At 65.3% G+C, this 17,481-nt stretch carries 16 protein-coding genes, 2 tRNA genes and 2 pseudogenes; 8 read left to right on the top strand and 12 right to left on the bottom strand.

The genetic code is table 11. The features are described from left to right. The first annotated feature begins 45 nt into the window (after positions 1-45). Positions 46-1,068, top strand: coding sequence for a lipopolysaccharide heptosyltransferase I (gene waaC, locus WT16_RS12485; protein WP_063533435.1), 1,023 nt, complete (start codon positions 46-48; stop codon positions 1,066-1,068). A gap of 34 nt (positions 1,069-1,102) precedes the next feature. On the opposite strand, the gene WT16_RS12480 is transcribed toward waaC, so the two are convergent. The 3 genes from WT16_RS12480 to WT16_RS12470 form a co-directional block, all read right to left on the bottom strand. Then, positions 1,103-1,285: a hypothetical protein gene (locus tag WT16_RS12480; protein ID WP_009913304.1), complete on the bottom strand. Its 183-nt coding sequence runs from the start codon at positions 1,283-1,285 to the stop codon at positions 1,103-1,105. Positions 1,286-1,425: 140 nt separating this feature from the next. Then, positions 1,426-2,739, bottom strand: a complete 1,314-nt coding sequence (locus WT16_RS12475) for an MFS transporter (protein WP_059934097.1) — start codon at positions 2,737-2,739, stop codon at positions 1,426-1,428. Positions 2,740-3,124: 385 nt separating this feature from the next. Beyond that, a complete protein-coding gene (locus WT16_RS12470; RefSeq protein ID WP_015601272.1) occupies positions 3,125-3,619 on the bottom strand; it encodes a TonB family protein in 495 nt (164 codons plus the stop codon). Between the two features lie 241 nt (positions 3,620-3,860). Here WT16_RS12470 and WT16_RS12465 point away from each other — a divergent pair, with 241 nt between their 5' ends. Continuing rightward, on the top strand, positions 3,861-4,331 hold the full coding sequence (locus WT16_RS12465; RefSeq protein ID WP_015600281.1) for a GFA family protein: 471 nt from the start codon (positions 3,861-3,863) through the stop codon (positions 4,329-4,331). An 88-nt stretch (positions 4,332-4,419) separates the two neighbouring features. Here the strand turns inward: WT16_RS12465 and WT16_RS12460 are convergent, their stop codons facing one another. Together WT16_RS12460 and WT16_RS12455 are read right to left on the bottom strand one after the other, a co-directional pair. After that, the gene (locus tag WT16_RS12460; protein WP_063533434.1) at positions 4,420-4,794 is read right to left on the bottom strand and encodes a hypothetical protein; all 375 of its coding nucleotides are present in this window, start codon (positions 4,792-4,794) and stop codon (positions 4,420-4,422) included. 118 nt (positions 4,795-4,912) lie between these two features. Further along, the gene (locus WT16_RS12455) at positions 4,913-5,188 is read right to left on the bottom strand and encodes a hypothetical protein (RefSeq protein WP_063533433.1); all 276 of its coding nucleotides are present in this window, start codon (positions 5,186-5,188) and stop codon (positions 4,913-4,915) included. Between the two features lie 1,310 nt (positions 5,189-6,498). Here WT16_RS12455 and WT16_RS12450 point away from each other — a divergent pair. Then, positions 6,499-7,038, top strand: coding sequence for a PAAR domain-containing protein (locus WT16_RS12450; protein WP_063533432.1), 540 nt, complete (start codon positions 6,499-6,501; stop codon positions 7,036-7,038). 757 nt (positions 7,039-7,795) lie between these two features. After that, positions 7,796-8,914 carry a DUF3396 domain-containing protein gene (locus tag WT16_RS12445; RefSeq protein WP_063533431.1) on the top strand — a complete coding sequence of 373 codons (1,119 nt, stop codon included), beginning with the start codon at positions 7,796-7,798 and terminating at the stop codon, positions 8,912-8,914. Positions 8,915-8,974: 60 nt separating this feature from the next. Here the strand turns inward: WT16_RS12445 and WT16_RS12440 are convergent. From WT16_RS12440 to rph, 6 genes and pseudogenes are all read right to left on the bottom strand, one after another. Next, positions 8,975-9,576, bottom strand: a pseudogene (locus tag WT16_RS12440) (recombinase family protein). Then, positions 9,571-9,834, bottom strand: a pseudogene (locus tag WT16_RS34405) (Arm DNA-binding domain-containing protein); the annotation flags it as partial. The pseudogenes WT16_RS34405 and WT16_RS12440, both read right to left, overlap by 6 nt. A gap of 153 nt (positions 9,835-9,987) precedes the next feature. After that, positions 9,988-10,075, bottom strand: a tRNA-Ser gene (locus WT16_RS12435). Between the two features lie 110 nt (positions 10,076-10,185). Next, positions 10,186-11,403: a radical SAM family heme chaperone HemW gene (gene hemW, locus WT16_RS12430; RefSeq protein ID WP_063533429.1), complete on the bottom strand. Its 1,218-nt coding sequence runs from the start codon at positions 11,401-11,403 to the stop codon at positions 10,186-10,188. Next, entirely contained in the window at positions 11,400-12,026 is a 627-nt protein-coding gene (gene rdgB / locus WT16_RS12425; protein WP_059934087.1) for an RdgB/HAM1 family non-canonical purine NTP pyrophosphatase, read from the bottom strand. Before rdgB ends, hemW begins: the two co-directional genes overlap by 4 nt. Positions 12,027-12,028: 2 nt before the next feature. Next, positions 12,029-12,760: a ribonuclease PH gene (gene rph / locus WT16_RS12420; protein ID WP_006025617.1), complete on the bottom strand. Its 732-nt coding sequence runs from the start codon at positions 12,758-12,760 to the stop codon at positions 12,029-12,031. Positions 12,761-12,931: 171 nt separating this feature from the next. On the opposite strand from rph, the gene WT16_RS12415 reads away from it, so the two are divergent. From WT16_RS12415 to WT16_RS12400, 4 genes are all read left to right on the top strand, one after another. Continuing rightward, complete coding sequence (locus WT16_RS12415; protein ID WP_006025618.1) at positions 12,932-13,855, top strand: YicC/YloC family endoribonuclease; 924 nt, start codon at positions 12,932-12,934, stop codon at positions 13,853-13,855. Positions 13,856-13,861: 6 nt separating this feature from the next. Next, on the top strand, positions 13,862-14,545 hold the full coding sequence (gmk, locus tag WT16_RS12410; protein WP_006025619.1) for a guanylate kinase: 684 nt from the start codon (positions 13,862-13,864) through the stop codon (positions 14,543-14,545). Between the two features lie 60 nt (positions 14,546-14,605). Further along, the gene (gene rpoZ, locus WT16_RS12405; protein WP_006025620.1) at positions 14,606-14,809 is read left to right on the top strand and encodes a DNA-directed RNA polymerase subunit omega; all 204 of its coding nucleotides are present in this window, start codon (positions 14,606-14,608) and stop codon (positions 14,807-14,809) included. A 66-nt stretch (positions 14,810-14,875) separates the two neighbouring features. Further along, positions 14,876-17,245, top strand: a complete 2,370-nt coding sequence (locus WT16_RS12400; RefSeq protein ID WP_006025621.1) for a bifunctional (p)ppGpp synthetase/guanosine-3',5'-bis(diphosphate) 3'-pyrophosphohydrolase — start codon at positions 14,876-14,878, stop codon at positions 17,243-17,245. A 133-nt stretch (positions 17,246-17,378) separates the two neighbouring features. On the opposite strand, the gene WT16_RS12395 is transcribed toward WT16_RS12400, so the two are convergent. Further along, positions 17,379-17,455 (bottom strand) — tRNA-Arg (locus WT16_RS12395). Between the last annotated feature and the right edge of the window lie 26 nt (positions 17,456-17,481).

The raw sequence follows: 17,481 nt of genomic DNA, 5'->3' as shown, positions 1-17,481 counted from the left end.
CTATTTAGAATGCCCAACTAACGAGTTGGATACATCCATATAAAAATGAAACGTATTCTCATTGTGAAGGTCACGTCGCTAGGCGATGTCGTGCAGACGCTGCCCGTCGTAGCGGACCTCCACCGCGCGTTCCCCGGCGTGCAGGTGGATTGGGCCGTCGACGAGTCGTGCGCCGACGTCGTGCGCTGGAACACCGGCGTGAGCCGCGTGTTGTGCGCGCCGCTGCGTCGCTTCAAGAAGGCGCGCAGCCCGGCCGACCTGAAGGCGATCGCGGCTTCGATCAGCGGGTTGCGCGCGTATCGCTACGATGCGGTGATCGATCTTCACGGTGTTTACAAGAGCGCGATCATTTCATTTCTTGCACGCGCGCGGCGGCGCTACGGCTACCGGAACCAGGATCTCGGCGAGCTTGGCGCGATGTTCGCGTACAACGGCCGCTTCGGTCCGCGTCCCGCCTGCGACGCGTGGCACGGCATGCGCGTGAGCGCGGGCGAGGCGCTCGGCTACGAGCCGCAGGGCCGCGCCGATTACCTGCTCGACGTGCCGCCGGAATCGCGCGAGCCGCATACGGCGCCGCTCGCCGCGCTCGCGGAGCCGGCCGGGCCGTACGCGCTGTTCTTTCATGCGACGTCGAACGACGACAAGCGCTGGCCGACCGATCACTGGAGCGCGGTCGCGCGCGAGATGCGCGCGCGCGGGCTGCACGTGCTGCTGCCGTGGGGCAGCGAGCACGAGCGGGAAGAGGCGCAGCGGATCGCGGCGCGCGCGCCGGACGCCGTCGTGCTGCCCAAGCTGACGCTCGCCGACGTCGCGCGCAAGATCGATCGCGCGACGCTGGTGGTCGGCGTCGATACCGGTTTCGTGCACATGGCGCATGCGCTCGAGAAGCCGACGGTCATGATCTTTCGCGCGACGTCGCGCCAGCATCTGGGCGTGAGCGGCGCGCCGCACTCGCTGTCGATTGGCGACGAAGGGGCGACGCCGGGCGTCGGCGACGTGCTCGGCGCGATCGAGCGTGTTTATCCGGCGGGCGTCATCGAGCAGCCGCGGCGCGTCGCCGCGATGTGAGCGTGCGCCGGCCGTCGGCCGGGCGCCGGCGCGCTCAGGACAGCAATAATTCGAACGCGATCACGGCCGCAATGGCCGCGAGATTCGCCGCGAGCGCTTCGACCGCGATGCCGAGCCAGCTTTTCGGCTTGAAGCGCACGGAAAGCAGCAGCGCGCCGCCGAGCGACAGCGCAACGATCAATACGAGGTCGGCGTTCTGCAGGCGGATCAGATCCATCTCGACGGCTCCTGTCGGCTGATGCCGAAAGCGTTGCGCGCGCCGCTGCGCGGCAGGCGCCCGTGCAATCGAGTATAGACACGACGAATCGCGCCGGATGACGCGGGCCCGCCCGCGTCAGTGCGTTCGCGCCGGCTTGTTCACGTCAGCTTCGCGTCGCGCGTCTCGCGCATCAGCAGCACGCCGACGAGGCTGATCGCCGCCGCGACCGACACATATCCGCCGACCCACGCGAGCCCGCCGCGCGCGGCGAGCAACTGCGCGATGTAAGGCGCGATCGACGCGCCGAGAATGCCGCCGAGGTTGTACGCGACGCCCGCGCCCGTATAGCGCACGTTGGTCGGAAACAGTTCCGGCAGCAGCGCGCCCATCGGCGCGAACGTCACGCCCATCAGGAACAGCTCGATCGTCAGGAACAGCGCGACGAGCGCCGTCGAGCCGCTGCCGAGCAGGGGCGCCATCGTGAAGCCCGACAGCAGCGCGGCGATCGCGCCCGCGATCAGCACCGGCTTGCGGCCGAAGCGATCGGCGGCCGCGGCGGCGAGCGGCGTTGCGAGCGCCATGAACAGCACCGCGAAGCACAGCAGGCCGAGGAAGCTCTGGCGCGAGAAATGCAGCGTCGACACGCCATACGACAGCGAGAACACCGTCGAGATGTAGAACAGCGTGTAGCAGACGACCATCGCGAGCGCACCGAGCAGCGTCGGCCGCCAGTGGTGCGCGACGAGCGCCGCGACCGGCACGCGCACGCGCTCGTGCCGGTCGAGCGCAGCCTGGAACGCGGGCGTCTCGGCGATCTTCAGGCGCACGTACAGGCCGACCGCGACGAGCGCCGCGCTCACGAGAAACGGAATGCGCCAGCCCCACCCGCGAAACTGCTCGTCGGACAGCGTGAGCGCGAGCGCGAAGAACAGGCCGTTCGACGCGAGAAAGCCGATCGACGGGCCGAGCTGCGGAAACATCCCGAACCAGCCGCGCTTGCCGGCGGGCGCGTGCTCGGTCGCGAGGAGCGCGGCGCCGCCCCATTCGCCGCCGAGGCCGATGCCCTGACCGAACCGCAGCACGCAGAGCAGCATCGGCGCGAGCGCGCCGATCGCGTCGTAGCCGGGCACGAAGCCGATCGCGGTCGTCGAGACGCCCATCACGAGCAGCGACGCGACGAGCGTCGATTTGCGGCCGATCCGGTCGCCGAAGTGGCCGAACAGGAACGAGCCGATCGGCCGCGCGATGAATGCGATGCCGAACGTGACGAATGCGGACAGCGCCTGCGCGGTGGCCGAGCCGTGCGGGAAGAACACGGGGCCGATCACGAGCGCGGCGGCCGTCGCGTACACGTAGAAATCGTAGAACTCGATCGCCGTGCCGATGAAGCTCGCGAACGCGATGCGACGGTGGCTCGTCGTGTCGGCGGCGCGCGGCGCGGCGGCGGAAGCGGAAAGACGGGTATCCGACATGCGGGTCTCCGGTTGTGGCGGCGCAGCGTTCGCTCGAGCGCGCGTCGCTCGTCGCGCGCGGTCGGCGGTCGTTGCCCCTTTGTTCGAATCGAGAGTCGGGCGCGAAGCGGCACTCGGCGCATGCCGGCGGTTCGCGCGCAGCAATGCGGAAGTGCACGCGGCGCCCACGCGGGCCGTCGCTTGCCCGCGAGCCGGCCGCGTATCGTGCGGCCGCGTGTCGTCGATGCGTTGCGCGGCCCGCCGGGTGGGCGCGCCGCGCAAGCGGGCCTTGCGGCCGAATGCGGATGCGGGAAATTATAGCGACGCGGCCGCGAGCCGTCGCGCGTTGTCGCGCGCCGCGTGCGAGTGCGCGGTGGATCGCGCGCGAGTGCGTGCGTGTTCGCGTTCAGTTGAGCGTCTGCGCCTGCGGCGCCGCTTTCGTGCGCAACTGGAATTGTCCGTTGTCGTTGAAGAGCCAGCTTTCCATCATTTCGATCTGGCCGCGCCCGTCGAGCAACTTCGCGGGAGGCGGCGGCAATGGCGCGGCGCGGCGCAGCGACGCGAGCGCGATGCCCTCGGCTTCGTCGTCGCCGTTGCTGCGGTAGACGGCCGACTTCACGAGCTGCCCGTTGCGATCGACGGTGAACGCGACGACGACGAGCGAGCGCAGCATGGCTTGTGGCGTGCCGTGCAGGATGCGATCCGAATTGCTGTCGGCGATGCGTTGCGCGACGGCCGCGCGGTATTCGGTCGTGCTCATCGACGAGACGCTCGGCACGACGACCGCGCCGTGCGGCGGCGGCAGCGTGATCGTGCAGGCCGCGAGCGCGGCCGCGCACGCGGACAGGACAGCGCCGCGCCATGCGGCCCGGATTCGGAGGAACTCGTCGCGCGTCGTCATGATCGCCTCCCGGAAGATCGGCAGAGCGCAGATTTCATGATAGGTCTGAGCGTATCGCTGTGCATCGGGACAAACGATCTCCGTTCTCCGGGGAGCGGTTTCGGCGCCGCGCGATGGCGGCGTGGTGACGATGCGAAGCCGCCTCGCGCCGGATTTCGGCGCATGCGAACTGCGTTGATTGTGTGTTCCGGTCCGTAATATGATTGCGTCTGTTTGAATGCCCACTGCCAAAGAGCGTGCGATGGACGACTGGAAATTGCCCTGGACGGGAGGATGTCGCTGTGGACGATTGCGCTTCGAGATCACCGCGCCGCCGCTGCTGACGATGGCGTGCCACTGCACCGGCTGCCAGAGGATGAGCGCAAGCGCCTTTTCACTCTCGATGGCGATTCCGGAAGGCGGCTTTCGCGTGACGGCCGGCGAGCCGGTCGTCGGCGGCGCGCATGGCGCGGAGATTCATCACCGGCATTGCGACTGGTGCAAGAGCTGGGTGTTCACCGAGCTCGAACCCAGCATGGGATTCGTCAACGTCCGCCCGACGATGCTCGACGATTGCGGATGGTTCAAGCCCTATATCGAAACCTATGCCAGCGAGGCGCTGCCTTGGGCGAAGACGGGCGCCGCGCACAGCTTCGACCGATTCCCGGCGATGGAGGCGTATGGCCCGCTCGTCGCCGAGTTCGCGGAGAAGGGTGCGCGCCCCGGGCGGTAGAAGGCGACGCAGGCCGTTTCCGAATCGCCGGCCGGCAGCCGAACGGCGGCACGACGCCGAATTGCCGTCGCGCCGCCTTCTTTCATGCCTATTCGCAGCGCTTCATTTTCAGGACGCGCGAAACCTGGCCGATCGTGAATCCGCTGTTGCGCACATAGGGCGTGTAATCGAGCGGCGCGATCAAGGATTCGCTGACTGCAAACAGGCCGACGAACCGAAACGCGTCCGTCTCCGCCTTGATGAACACGGGGATCGTACCGCCCTGACCGGCGAGCGTTTTGCCTGCGGCGCGCGCTGATGCGCTGCCGTCGCAGATGATGACGTCCGGCGCTTGCGGATTGAGATCCGTTCGCAGGCAGGCGGCCACGACCTTGCCGTTCTTCGTCGGCAGAAAGGCCTGCTTGCTGCCGCCGCAGGCGGTGTGGATGAATTCGCGCGTGTAATGCTTGTTGAGTTCAAACATGTCAGGACTCCAGTTCGTCATTGCAATGCATGCAGGCGGGCATGCCCGTGGATCAAAGCGTGTTCGCGCCGACGTGCATGGGGTAGCGGCTCGCGCGTTTGGCGAGACGCTCGCGAAATCAGGACCGATACGCCGCTGAGGCAATGCTTTCCCGTGGGACCAGCACGCTCAGGATTCGCAACAGGACCTTGCCCTTTCGCGTGATGGAGAACTTGGGCTCACCCTTTTCCCGATCGACCAGTTCCGCCAGCCCTGCGTCGCGGAGCGCGGTCATGTCGAGCGTTCCCTGCTCGACCTCGACGGGCGCATGTTCGAGCAGCATCAGTGCGGCCACTTCATGCGCGCTCAATCGCGGCATGCTGGTCGGTGTCGCCGTTCCATGAAGCTCGTTCATCAGTCATCCTTTCTTCTTCGGTGCAGATGGCGCGCGTGCTCGCGCATCATCCGCTGCGTGCAAGCGAGGTGAAGTTCGAAAGGGCGGGCGAAGCACAGGGGGACGCACCGGCCATCGCGGCCGGGCGCGTCACATCCCGAATCGCTGCAATCGCGGCTCCGGGTATGCGCAAAGGCACTCGAAAAGGTTGCTACGGGCGCGCGTCGTCCGCCTGTCGGCAGGGCGACCGCTCGAAGAAAAGAGCCGGCGTCCTGCCTGTCAGGTCGCGATGCAACTTGGGGGACGAGGACATCGAATGGTCATGTCGCCGGCTCTCGGTGGGATTACAGGGATATTTTATTGAGCCGCCATCCGGTTACAAGTAAAAAGGTCGTAAAGGGCGGTCGGTTGAAGCGCGTTCATCGGTGTCGAAGCCGGTGTTCGTGCCGGTCGGCCTCGGTGTCGACTCGACGAATATCGCGGGCCGCCGTCCACGTGCCGACACGGAATGACCGTGGCGAGCAGCAGTGACCCGACTCGGCCTTGGAGCGCACGGGTCGAGGCGTCGAGCGCACTTGCTCCATCGCAGCACGACTTCAGGCGCGTGCGCGTCCGGCTCGAACGCCTTGGCGTCGTGAGCGGGACGATGCATCGATGAAAGCGTCGTTCGCATTGTCTGGCATCGACAGATTCAAAACGCTTCCTGGCGGCGCGTCTTGTCTTGACGAAGGCCACGCGTTGAAGGTCACGCGTGCGGGGAGGTGACTGCCGAATCGATTCGGAGACGGCGAGAGGAGGACTTGGCGGAAGCGGTGTCAGGCGTACTAGTCCGTCTGACAAGGGTTTGGTAGCAATCGATATAAAAAGTACCCGCCAAAGTACCCGGATGACGCTGGCATTGTACGGAGGGCGCAAAGTGTCGCCTTTTCGCCGCCGGAAACAAAGGTTGTTGGAGATTTGGAGATGAACATAAAAATCGGTCGGAATCCCTTGTTAGATAAGGCCCGACGTATCTCCAAGTGCATCTCCAAAATACCTATTTGCTTGGAGAGAGGTTTGGAGATTGGCGGGGGAACGCATCGGGACCTGCCGCTCATTTCGGGAATGGCCCCGCCGTCTGGAACGCTGCGCGCAAAGAATCTCCCCGCGCCGCCGCCTCCCGGTCGGGACAGGGAAAGCGGGCCTTGCGGAGCCTGTGAAAAGTCACTTTGGGACGGTTGCGCCTGATGCCGAGTCGTGCACCTATGAACTTGCCCGGTAACTTTGACAGGGTAGTTACCCTTATTCGGCGCGTGCTACAGTCCTCGCGTGTTTTCCACTGAGGATTCGGTATGGGCTTTGCATTCATTCGGGAGGGCGACACGACCTCTCATGGCGGCCGCGTGCTCGCGTGCGATCCGACGAACACTGACGACGGAAAAGCAATCGCGTTGCTCGGCGATATGGTTTCGTGTCCGCGTTGCGGTGGGGTGTTCTCGATTGTCAGAGTCAAGACAGAACTCCATATGACGTTCAACGGCCGTCCTGTCGTGACCGAAGGCGACATGACCGCGTGCGGTGCAACCTTGATCGCGTCACAGAGCACGACGACCGCCTCCCCCACGTCGGGTACGGGTGCCCCGGTCGGCAGCGGGAAAAGCGTGCTCGCGCAGCGCGACGGAGCCTACCGTGGTCGCTTCCAGCTCGTTGACGATGAAACGCGTGCCCCGCTCGCGAATCACCCCTACACCGTCACGTCGGCGGAAGGCAAGACGATCCAAGGCACAACGGACGCGAGCGGCCACACGGACTGGCTTAACAGCCATCAGGCTGCGTCGCTTTCGTTCAGCCATCGGGGAGCGTCCGGGCTGACGAGCACGAGCGACGCATGAGCGGCGGGTATTCGGGCGGTTCCGCTGTCGGAGGATCGGCCAGCGGCGACGGACAAACGACGGTCGTAGGCGCGACTGAGGGTCTTTCGCCAGACGACAAGAAGGTGCTTTGCGACGCGTTATGCAAATGCAGCTCGATTGGCGTCGCGACTCGGGGGGGCGGGCGCATACTTAGGCAGGCATGCGTAGCGCAGCGACTGGATTTGGCGAACGAAACTTCGCGCATGATGAGCGGCAAGCCAACGGAATACTTGCCGGAAGTCTCATATGACATGAGACAGGATCCACCCGCCCCGATCATGTCGGACGACGATCCGCTACAACCCCAGGACTCGCTGTTAGACTGGATTCGCGATAAGTGGCCGGGAAGGGTGGGCGGCTATCGAAGGGACAAACGGACCGGCGGCCCCGGTGTTCGCCGGCCCGACGTTGTTATCGTGAATGACCCCTCTCAGCCGCCGGTACAATCGAATATCAAGAAAGTTGTTGAGATGAAATTCGATGACGGTTTCGGGCGGGGCCAAAGAGACGCGTACATTCGCATTGCCGGCAGCAGAGGCAAATATGCTCCGCTGAGTCGGGCCAACTGCGGGTGCTCAGACATACAGTCAGAGACACAATCGGCCCGGTCGACACAAAGCCATTCTGCAACCGATGACGTATTCGGGAGCGACACAGGAAGCAATAGCAGCATGGGACCATCAGGTCTGCCACTTCCTCCGCAAAACCCCGGCGTTACCGTATTTCCCTAAAGATCATGACGCGTGACGAGCTGGTAGCGTGGGCCAACGATCCACGACGACAAGACACCCTGCCATTCGGGCTATACGAGCCTGCGTATCAAAAGGCGATCGTCGGCGCGGCGCTAGTCGTGCGCGGCACATTGTACTTCAACGGCGGCCACACCAAGGCTGTTCGTCAGGCGCTTGTGCGTTGCTATGACCGTTACATGGCAACAATCGCAGACTACGAATTGGCGATTGCCAAGGCAGCAGGACTTGAGCCACCAAAGGGCGGGCCGATGCGCTGGTTCTACGAAGAAGGCAAAAGCCCGGTGGCATTCGACAAGGCTCGCGGCTTCGCACGACTGGCAACAGATTTGCAAAGCAATGAAATGCTTGTGTCCGTCACGACAAGTGCAGACCATAAGCTCGCAACGGGCTTTTACGAGTTTTCCGTGTTTTGCCTTGAAGACTGGCAAGCCGCAATGGGAACTCGTGGTCTCGATGTGATGACGTTCACCGTTCCGCGACGTTTCCTGCAAATTTTCCCCGGCGCATTTCAGGCAATGTTTGCCGAGTTCGCGGCAACGATTCCAACCGTTTGGGGACACGGTGGATTCGGCGTGAACCTTCCCCCGCTCGATGCTGAGGCGAATGAAGCGAGCGAGTATTTTTGGTGCCGGCGGTACGGTCCGGGTATCGACGTCGGAGATCCCGCTAGTACGTCCATTCGTGATCTAACGGGCAAGATCAAGACTGTTGACTGGTTGACGGCACTTGATGCCGATCTCGTCCGCAACGTCGGCGGTGCCGACAGCCTGATGCTCCCGCCTGACTGGTTTCGCAAAACATCGCTTGGCGATGGCGGCCTCATCATTCAGGCAGGTGTAGAACCGGTTGCCGGTGTGCCGATGGGTAAAGGTGTTCCGCCTGCGCCGCCAGCGGCGTATGTCCTGCTGAATCATGCCCTGCGTCCAATCGTGGCAGAAACGTCCGATATCCTGCAAGGCGGCACGGTAGATAGCACAGCGCCCTTGCTTAACACACGCGTGGCCACAGAGGCATGGCTGCAGCGCTTCAATGTGCCAGACGACGAACTCAACGGCTACTGGATCGAGTTGCACAAGACGCCCAAATTCCCGGAGTCCCCGTAATTTGATCGGCCGCACGCGAGGCGAGACGTGCGGTCGGCACAAAATAACTTGGCGAGGCTCTTACTTGGCCGCTGCGCATGCCCGCTTTATCGTCGCAGCGCTGACGCCGAAGTGTTCGGCCGCTTGGGCGATGCTCGCGCCGTGTTCGGTCCGCCAGTTCTTAATATCGGAGTAGTTGGCGGCGCGTTGGCGGCCGACGTATTTCCCCTCTGCCTTGGCGATGGCAACGCCCCGGCGCTGCATTTCGGCGCGATTTTTGTAATCGGCTTCACCCTGCGCCGCCATGAATGCCAGTACGGCATCGCGCGTCGCCTTCTCAATCGGGTCTTGCGCGCCGCCGTCGAACACCATGCCGTTAAGAGTACATTCGACACGTACCCCCATATCCATCAGGTGGCGCATCGTGCGGTGCAGCTCGTCATATCGGCGGCTAAGTCGGTCGAGCCAGCGGACAATCAACACGCCGCCATGCCGCAGGTCGTGTTCAACCTTGCGCCACTGTTCGCGGGCATCCGGCGCGACGTGATAGCCGCTTACGCCTTCGTCAACACAAATACGTCCTTCGCGTTGACGCCGTGTGCCTTGGCATCAGCGTACTGGCTGAACGTGAGGGCGCGAGCCGTATCGATCTTGCGCCGTGCCTTTTCTTGCTTGCGCAGCATCGCGGGGTCGTCCCCACGCTGCAACGCTGCTCGATGTTCGTTCCGCGCGGCCCTAGCCGCGTCCAGTGTGCCCCGTGGATATGGGCCGATCTGTATTAGCCCCTCCCTGCCATCCTGTTTTGTGTATCGGAACTGCCAATACTTCAACCCATTGGGTTTTACAAGCAGGGCAAGACCGCCGCCATCGTTGAGACGAAAAACGCGTTCGCGAGGCTTCGCTGTGCGGCACTGTAGGTCACGTAGAAGGCTTTCAGGCATCGGTGCGCAAGTCACAAAAGTACCCGGAAAAATACCCGGAGAAAACCGGGATTCTATAGGGTTTTATGGCACCTTGCGGAACTTTGGATTCGCCGGAAAGCCTTGTCGGAAAAGGGTTTCCGGGACCTTGTTGAACTGCGCGAAATGCTATGGTGGCGGAAGCGGTGAGATTCGAACTCACGGACAGTTGCCCGTCGCTGGTTTTCAAGACCAGTGCCTTAAACCACTCGGCCACGCTTCCAAGGTCGAACATTGTAACCGAAACGGCGCGCGAATCGTCGCGTCGCGGCGTTCGATTCGCGCGTGCGCGCCTGAGCGCGCACGCGTCGGTTCACGCCGGTCGGTCGCCCGTCATTCGTCGCGCAGGAAAAGCGCCTGCAGATCGTTGAGGAAGCGCTGGCCGAGCGGCGTCGGCGCGATGCGCGTGTGATCATGCACGATGAGGCCGCGCCGCTCGGCTTGCGCGAGCGCGGGCCCGATCGAGGCGAGCGACATGCCGGTGCGCTCCGTGAAGCTGTGCGTGGGCACGCCTTCGACGAGCCTCAGCGCGTTCAGCATGAACTCGAATGGCAGATCGTGCGGGCCCACTTCCCGCTCTTCCTGCACGGCCGCGCCGGCTTTCGCCTGTTCGATGAACGTCGCCGGATGCTTGTAGCGCGCCTGGCGCAGGATCCGGTTCGGAAACGACAGCTTCGTGTGCGCGCCGGCGCCGATCCCGAGATAGTCGCCGAAGCGCCAGTAGTTGAGATTGTGCCTGCACTGCCGATGCGGCTTCGCATATGCGGACACCTCGTAGCGCGCGTAGCCCGCCTGCGCGGTGCGTTCGTGCAGCCAGTCCTGCATGTCGGCCGACGTGTCGTCGTCCGGCACGGTGGGCGGGAACTTCGCGAAGTACGTGTTCGGCTCGAGCGTCAGGTGATAAAGCGACAGATGCGGCGGCGCGAACGACAGCGCGGTTTCGAGATCCGCGCGGCATTCGTCGAGCGTCTGGTTCGGCAGCGCGAACATCAGGTCGAGGTTGAAGTTGTCGAACGTGCGCGCGGCGATCTCGACCGCGGCGCGCGCCTGCGTGGCGTCGTGGATGCGCCCGAGCGCCTTCAGGTGCGCTTCGCTGAAGCTCTGGATGCCGATCGACAGACGATTGACGCCGCTCGCGCGGAATTGCGCGAACTTCGCCGCCTCGAACGTGCCCGGGTTCGCCTCGAGCGTGATCTCGGCGTCCGCGTCGAGCGGGAGCAGCGCGCGCACGTCGGACAGCAGCCGGTCGAGCCCCGCCGCCGACAGCAGGCTCGGCGTGCCGCCGCCGATGAACACCGTGTGCACCTGGCGCCCCCAGACGAGCGGCAGCGCGTGCTCGAGATCGGCGCGCAGCGCGTCCAGATAGTCGCGCTCGGGCAGCGCGCCGCCGTCCTTCCATTCGTGCGAATTGAAGTCGCAATACGGGCACTTGCGCACGCACCATGGGAAGTGCACGTACAGCGCGAGCGGCGGCAGCGACGCGAGCCGGATCCGGCCGGGCGCGGCGAACGTCGCGACGACGCGCGCACCGTTGGCGGCCGCGTCGCTCATCGAATCTCTCCGAGCCGCGCGACGAGCGCCTTCAGCGCGAGCGCGCGATGGCTCACCGCGTTCTTCGCGGCCGGATCGAGCTCGGCCGCCGTCGCGCCGAGCGCCGGCACGAGGAAGTGCGGATCGTAGCCGAAGCCGTGCGCGCCGCGCGGCGCATCGACGATCTCGCCCGCCCAGCGGCCTTCGGCGATGATCGGCTCCGGATCGTCCGCGTGGCGCACGAGCGCGAGCACGCAGCAGTAGTACGCGCGCCGGTCGGCGACGTCGTGCAGTTGCTCGACGAGATACGCGTTGTTCGCCGCGTCGCTCTTCTCGCGCCCGGCGCGCTGCGCGTAGCGCGCCGAGTAGACGCCCGGCGCGCCGCGCAGCGCGGGCACGCACAGGCCGGAATCGTCGGCGACGGCGGGCAGGCCCGTCGCGCGCGACGCATGGCGCGCCTTCGCGAGCGCGTTCTCGACGAACGTCACGTGCGGCTCGTCGGCTTCGGATACGCCGAGCTCGCCTTGCGGCACGATATCGATGCCCGCTGTCGAGAAGAGGGCGGCGAACTCGCGCAGCTTGCCCGGATTGTTCGACGCGAGGACGATGCGCGAGCGCGCGGCGCCGGGCGATGCGTGCGACATCGTCAAGCCTCCAGCGCGGCGCGCTGCAGCCGCACGAGTTCGCCGATGCCGGCTTGCGCGAGGTCGAGGAGCGCGTTCATCTCGGCGCGCGAGAACGGCGCGCCTTCCGCGGTGCCCTGCACCTCGACGAAGCCGCCCGCGCCTGTCATCACGATGTTCATGTCGGTGTCACACGCGGAGTCTTCGTCGTAGTCGAGATCGAGCACCGGCGCACCGCCGAATACACCCACCGAGATCGCCGCGACGTAGTCGGTGATCGGCGAGCGCGCGATCTTGCCCGCCGCGACGAGCTGTGTCACCGCGTCGTGCGCGGCGACGAACGCGCCCGTGATGCTTGCCGTGCGCGTGCCGCCGTCGGCCTGGATCACGTCGCAGTCGAGGTGCAGCGTGCGCGGGCCGAGCGCGTTCAGATCGAATACCGCGCGCAGCGCGCGGCCGATCAGGCGCTGAATTTCCTGCGTGCGGCCCGTCTGCTTGCCGCGCGCCGCTTCCCGGTCGCTGCGCGTGTGCGTCGCGCGCGGCAGCATGCCGTATTCCGCGGTGAGCCAGCCCTGGCCGCGCTCGCGCAGGAACTCGGGCACGCGCTCGGCGACGCTTGCCGTGCAGATCACTTTCGTGTCGCCGAACTCGACGAGCACCGAGCCTTCCGCATGCTTCGTGTAGTGGCGCGTGATGCGCACGTCGCGCAGTTGGTCGGCGCGGCGGCCGCTCGGGCGTGGGGAGGAATTCGTCATCGGGGCAATCTGCTGAGGAGAAACCCGAATTTTACCGCGCGCGCGGCACATCGGCCCGGCGGGTCCGGCCCGCAAAAATGGGATAATGACCGTTTCGCGCCCCGCGCCTCGTAAGCGCCGGGCGTCTCGAATCCTTCCGGCCCGCTGGGCCATCAAACGACGGGACGAACGATGATCTACAGCATGACGGGCTATGCGAGCGCGACGCGCGATCTCGCGACGGCCTCCGGCAATGGCGGCACGAGCGTATCGGTTGAACTGCGGACCGTGAATTCGCGGTTCCTCGACCTGAATTTCCGGATGCCGGACGACGTGCGCGCGTGCGAACCGGCGCTGCGCGAGATGCTGATGAACAAGCTGTCGCGCGGCAAGGTCGACGTGCGCATCAACCTGCAGCGCGGCGATCAGAACGTGAACGCGGGCGCGCTGAACCGTGCGGCGCTCGGCCAGCTCGCGGAGCTCGAGCGCGCGGTGCTCGACGCGTTTCCGGGCGTGGGCCGCCTGCGCGCGGGCGAGATCCTGCGCTGGCCGGGCGTGCTCGCCGAGAGCGGCGTGTCGGCCGACGCGCTGCGCGAAGCGGTGCTCGCGTGCGGCAAGGAGGCGGTCGGCGAGCTCGTCGTCGTGCGCTCGCGCGAGGGCGCGCAGCTCGCGACGATGTTGCTCGCGAACGTCGCCGAGATGGAGGCCATCGTCGCGCGCATCGCGCCGCTCGTGCCGGAGCTGATCGCGAAGCATCAGCAGAAGATCGTCGAGCGGCTGCAGGAAGCGCTCGGCGTCGCGGCGCCGGAGGGCGGCGCGCCTGTCGTGTCGCGCGAGGAGGCGGCCGAGCGCATCCGCCAGGAAGTGACGATGTACGGCATCCGCATCGACATCGCGGAAGAATTGTCGCGCCTCACCGCGCATCTGAACGAGACGCGCCACGTGATCGAGAAGGGCGGCCGCGTCGGCAAGCGTCTCGACTTCATGATGCAGGAGCTGAACCGCGAGGCGAATACGCTCGGCTCGAAGGCGGCGGCGAAGGAGCTCGCCGACGCGTCGATGGCGCTCAAGCTGTTGATCGAGCAGATGCGCGAGCAAGTGCAAAACCTGGAGTAACGCAACATGACCGATTCGAACCACGACGGCGCGGCGGCGCATTCGCTGCACGCCGGCGTCTATCCCGGCAATCTCTTCATGGTCGTCGCGCCGTCGGGCGCGGGCAAGTCGACGCTCGTCAACGCGCTGCTGTCAAAGGATCCGGACATCTGTCTGTCGATTTCGTACACGACGCGCAAGCCGCGTCCGGGCGAGCAGGACGGCCAGCACTACCACTTCACGACGGTCGAGGACTTCCGCGAGCGTCACGCGCGCCACGAGTTTCTCGAGAGCGCCGAAGTGCACGGCAACTACTACGGCACGTCGCGCGTGTGGATCGAAGAGCAGATGAAGAACGGCCACGACGTGCTGCTCGAAATCGACTGGCAGGGCGCTCAGCAGGTGAAGAAGCAGTTCCACAACGCGGTGGGCATCTTCATCCTGCCGCCGTCGCTCGCGGCGCTCGAGGAGCGGCTGAAAAAGCGCGGACAGGACGAGCCGAACGTGATCACGCGGCGCCTGCTCGCCGCGGGCAGCGAGATCGCGCACGCGGCGGAAGCGGAGTACGTCGTCATCAACGAGACCTTCGCGCGCGCGCTCGCCGAGCTCGAGTGCATCGTCGCCGCGACGCGCCTGCGCTTCACGTCGCAATATGCACGGCATGCCGAACTATTCGTCGAGCTCGGCATTCATCTGCCGCATGCGGAGTGACGGCGGCCAACAAGGCACATAAGGTAGAATAAGCAACATATTCAGAAGGAATGACCCAACATGGCTCGCATTACCGTTGAAGACTGCCTGAAGCAGATTCCGAACCGCTTCGAACTGGCGCTCGCCGCCACCTATCGCGCGCGGCAGCTCGCGCAAGGCCATACGCCGAAGATCGAAAGCCGCGACAAGCCGACGGTCGTCGCGCTGCGCGAGATCGCGGCCGGCCAGGTCGGCGTGGAAATGCTGAAGAAAGTGCCCGTTTAAGGCGCACCCGGTTTCTTCAGCCATGTAGTCCCCCGCGCAACCGACGAGCGAACCAAGGAGGCGAAAATGAGCACTACACCATCGTCCGCCTCCTCGGAGGCCGGGCACGCCGAAGCCACCGCTGCGTCGCACGCGCGTCAATATATCGACGCGGTCCTCGAACAGTCGTTTCGCCATCTGTTCGGGCCGACCGCGACACCCGAGCAGCCCCGCAAGCACGGCGTCGTTTCCATCGCGAAACTGACCGCCGCGCTTGCCGATTACCTCAGCCCCGAGGAAATCAAAGAGGTCAAGGCGGCGTTCCACTTCAGCGACGAAGCCCACCTCGGCCAGTATCGCCAGAGCGGCGAACCCTACATCACCCATCCCGTCGCCGTCGCGGAAATCTGCGCCGGCTGGAAGCTCGACGCGCAGGCGATCATGGCGGCGCTCCTGCACGACGTGATGGAAGACCAGGGCGTGACGAAGAGCGAGCTCGCCGAGCGCTTCGGCCCGAAGGTCGCCGAGCTCGTCGACGGCTTGTCGAAACTCGACAAGATGGAATTCCGCAGCCGCGAGGAAGCGCAGGCGGAGAACTTCCGCAAGATGCTGCTCGCAATGGCGCGCGATGTGCGCGTGATCCTCGTGAAGCTCGCCGACCGCCTGCACAACATGCGCACGCTCGGCGCGGTGCCGATGGAGAAGCGCCGCCGCGTCGCGCGCGAGACGCTCGACATCTACGCGCCGATCGCGCACCGCCTTGGCCTGAACAATACGTATCGCGAGCTGCAGGACATGAGCTTCGCGAACTTCAATCCGCATCGCTACGCGACGCTCGAAAAGGCCGTGAAGGCCGCGCGCGGCAATCGCCGCGAAGTGATCGGCAAGATCCTCGAGTCGGTGCAGCGCGCGATGGCGGACGCGAAGATCGATGCCGAAATCACCGGTCGCGAGAAGACGATCTACAGCATCTACAAGAAGATGCGCGACAAGCAATTGTCGTTCTCGCAGGTGCTCGACGTGTACGGCTTCCGGATCGTCGTCGAACATCCGCTCGACTGCTACACGTGCATCGGCGTGCTGCACGCGCTTTACAAGCCCGTGCCCGGCAAGTTCAAGGACTACATCGCGATTCCGAAGGTCAACGGCTATCAGTCGCTGCACACGACGCTCGTTGGCCCGTTCGGCGCGCCGATCGAGTTCCAGGTGCGCACGCGCAAGATGCACGAGATCGCGGAAGCGGGCGTCGCCGCGCACTGGCTGTACAAGAACGGCGGCGCGGATCTGAACGACGTGCAAAAGCGCGCGCACCAGTGGCTCAAGTCGCTCCTCGACATCCAGAGCGAGGCGGGCGATTCGAGCGAATTCCTCGAGCACGTGAAGATCGACCTGTTCCCGGATGCGGTCTACGTGTTCACGCCGAAGTCGAAGATCATGGCGCTGCCGCGCGGTGCGACCGCGCTCGACTTCGCGTATTCGATCCACAGCGATCTCGGCAATCAGTGCGTTGCCGTGAAGATCAACAACGAGTTGCTGCCGCTGCGCACCGAGCTGAAGAGCGGCGACATCGTCGAGGTGATTACCGCGCCGTACTCGAAGCCGAACCCCGCGTGGCTCGGCTTCGTGCGCACCGGCAAGGCGCGCTCGGCGATCCGGCATTACCTGAAGACGATGCGCCTGAACGAATCGGTGCAGTTGGGCGAGCGGCTCGTCGATCAGAGCCTGAAGGGCTATGGGCTCGCGCTCGCCGACGTCGCGCCCGAGGTATGGGAAAAGCTCGTGCAGTGGACGGGCAACAAGAGCCGTCAGGAGATCTTTGCGGACATCGGCCTCGGCCGCCGCGTGGCCGCCGTGATGGCGAAACGGATCGAGGTGCTGACGAGCGGGCGCGACGCGGACGACGATCTGCCGCGCGCCGAGCGTCATGCGGCGAACCATGCGCCGCCCGTCGTCATCACCGGCACGGAAGGCATGTCGGTGCAACTGTCCGCGTGCTGCCGGCCGATTCCGGGCGACGACATCATGGGCTACATCGGCATCGGGCTCGGAATGGCAATCCACACGACCGCCTGCCGCGTCGCGCAGCGCATCCACCGGCGCGATCCGGGCCGCTGGATCGACGTTGCATGGGCGCCGCAGCCGGGCCGCCTGTTCGACGTCGCGGTGAAGGCGCTCGTGAGCAACACGAAGGGCATCTTCGCGCGCGTCGCGGCCGACATCACGTCGGCCGACGCGAACATCGTCCACATCGCGATGGACGAGGATCTGACGCACGAATCGACGGTGCTGCGCTTCGTGATCCAGGTGAGCGATCGCGTGCACCTCGCGAACGTGATGCGCCGCGTGCGCACGAATCCGGACGTGATGCGGATCATGCGTGAGCGCTCGAGCGACGATGTCGTGCATGCGCGCCACGATGGCGGGATGCGGATCGATCGCGAGCGGCAGGACTACTAGTGCGTGGGCGGCGCCCGGCGGTGGGGCGCATGCGCCGCGCTTGCCTCGGCGTGATGCCGGCGGGGCAGCGGGGTGCGTTTGTCCGAGAATGGGCAAAAACAAAGGGCCTTCCCGGAGGAAGGCCCTTCATAAATGGCGCGGCTGGCAGGATTCGAACCCACGACCCCTTGGTTCGTAGCCAAGTACTCTATCCAACTGAGCTACAGCCGCACGCAAAGCGGTACAACTTCAACTGA

This window comes from Burkholderia sp. MSMB1589WGS, from assembly GCF_001636105.1.
GTDB lineage: Bacteria > Pseudomonadota > Gammaproteobacteria > Burkholderiales > Burkholderiaceae > Burkholderia > Burkholderia humptydooensis.
The sequence above is the reverse complement of the archived record's forward strand: the minus strand, read 5'-3'. Positions and strand labels throughout refer to the sequence as shown.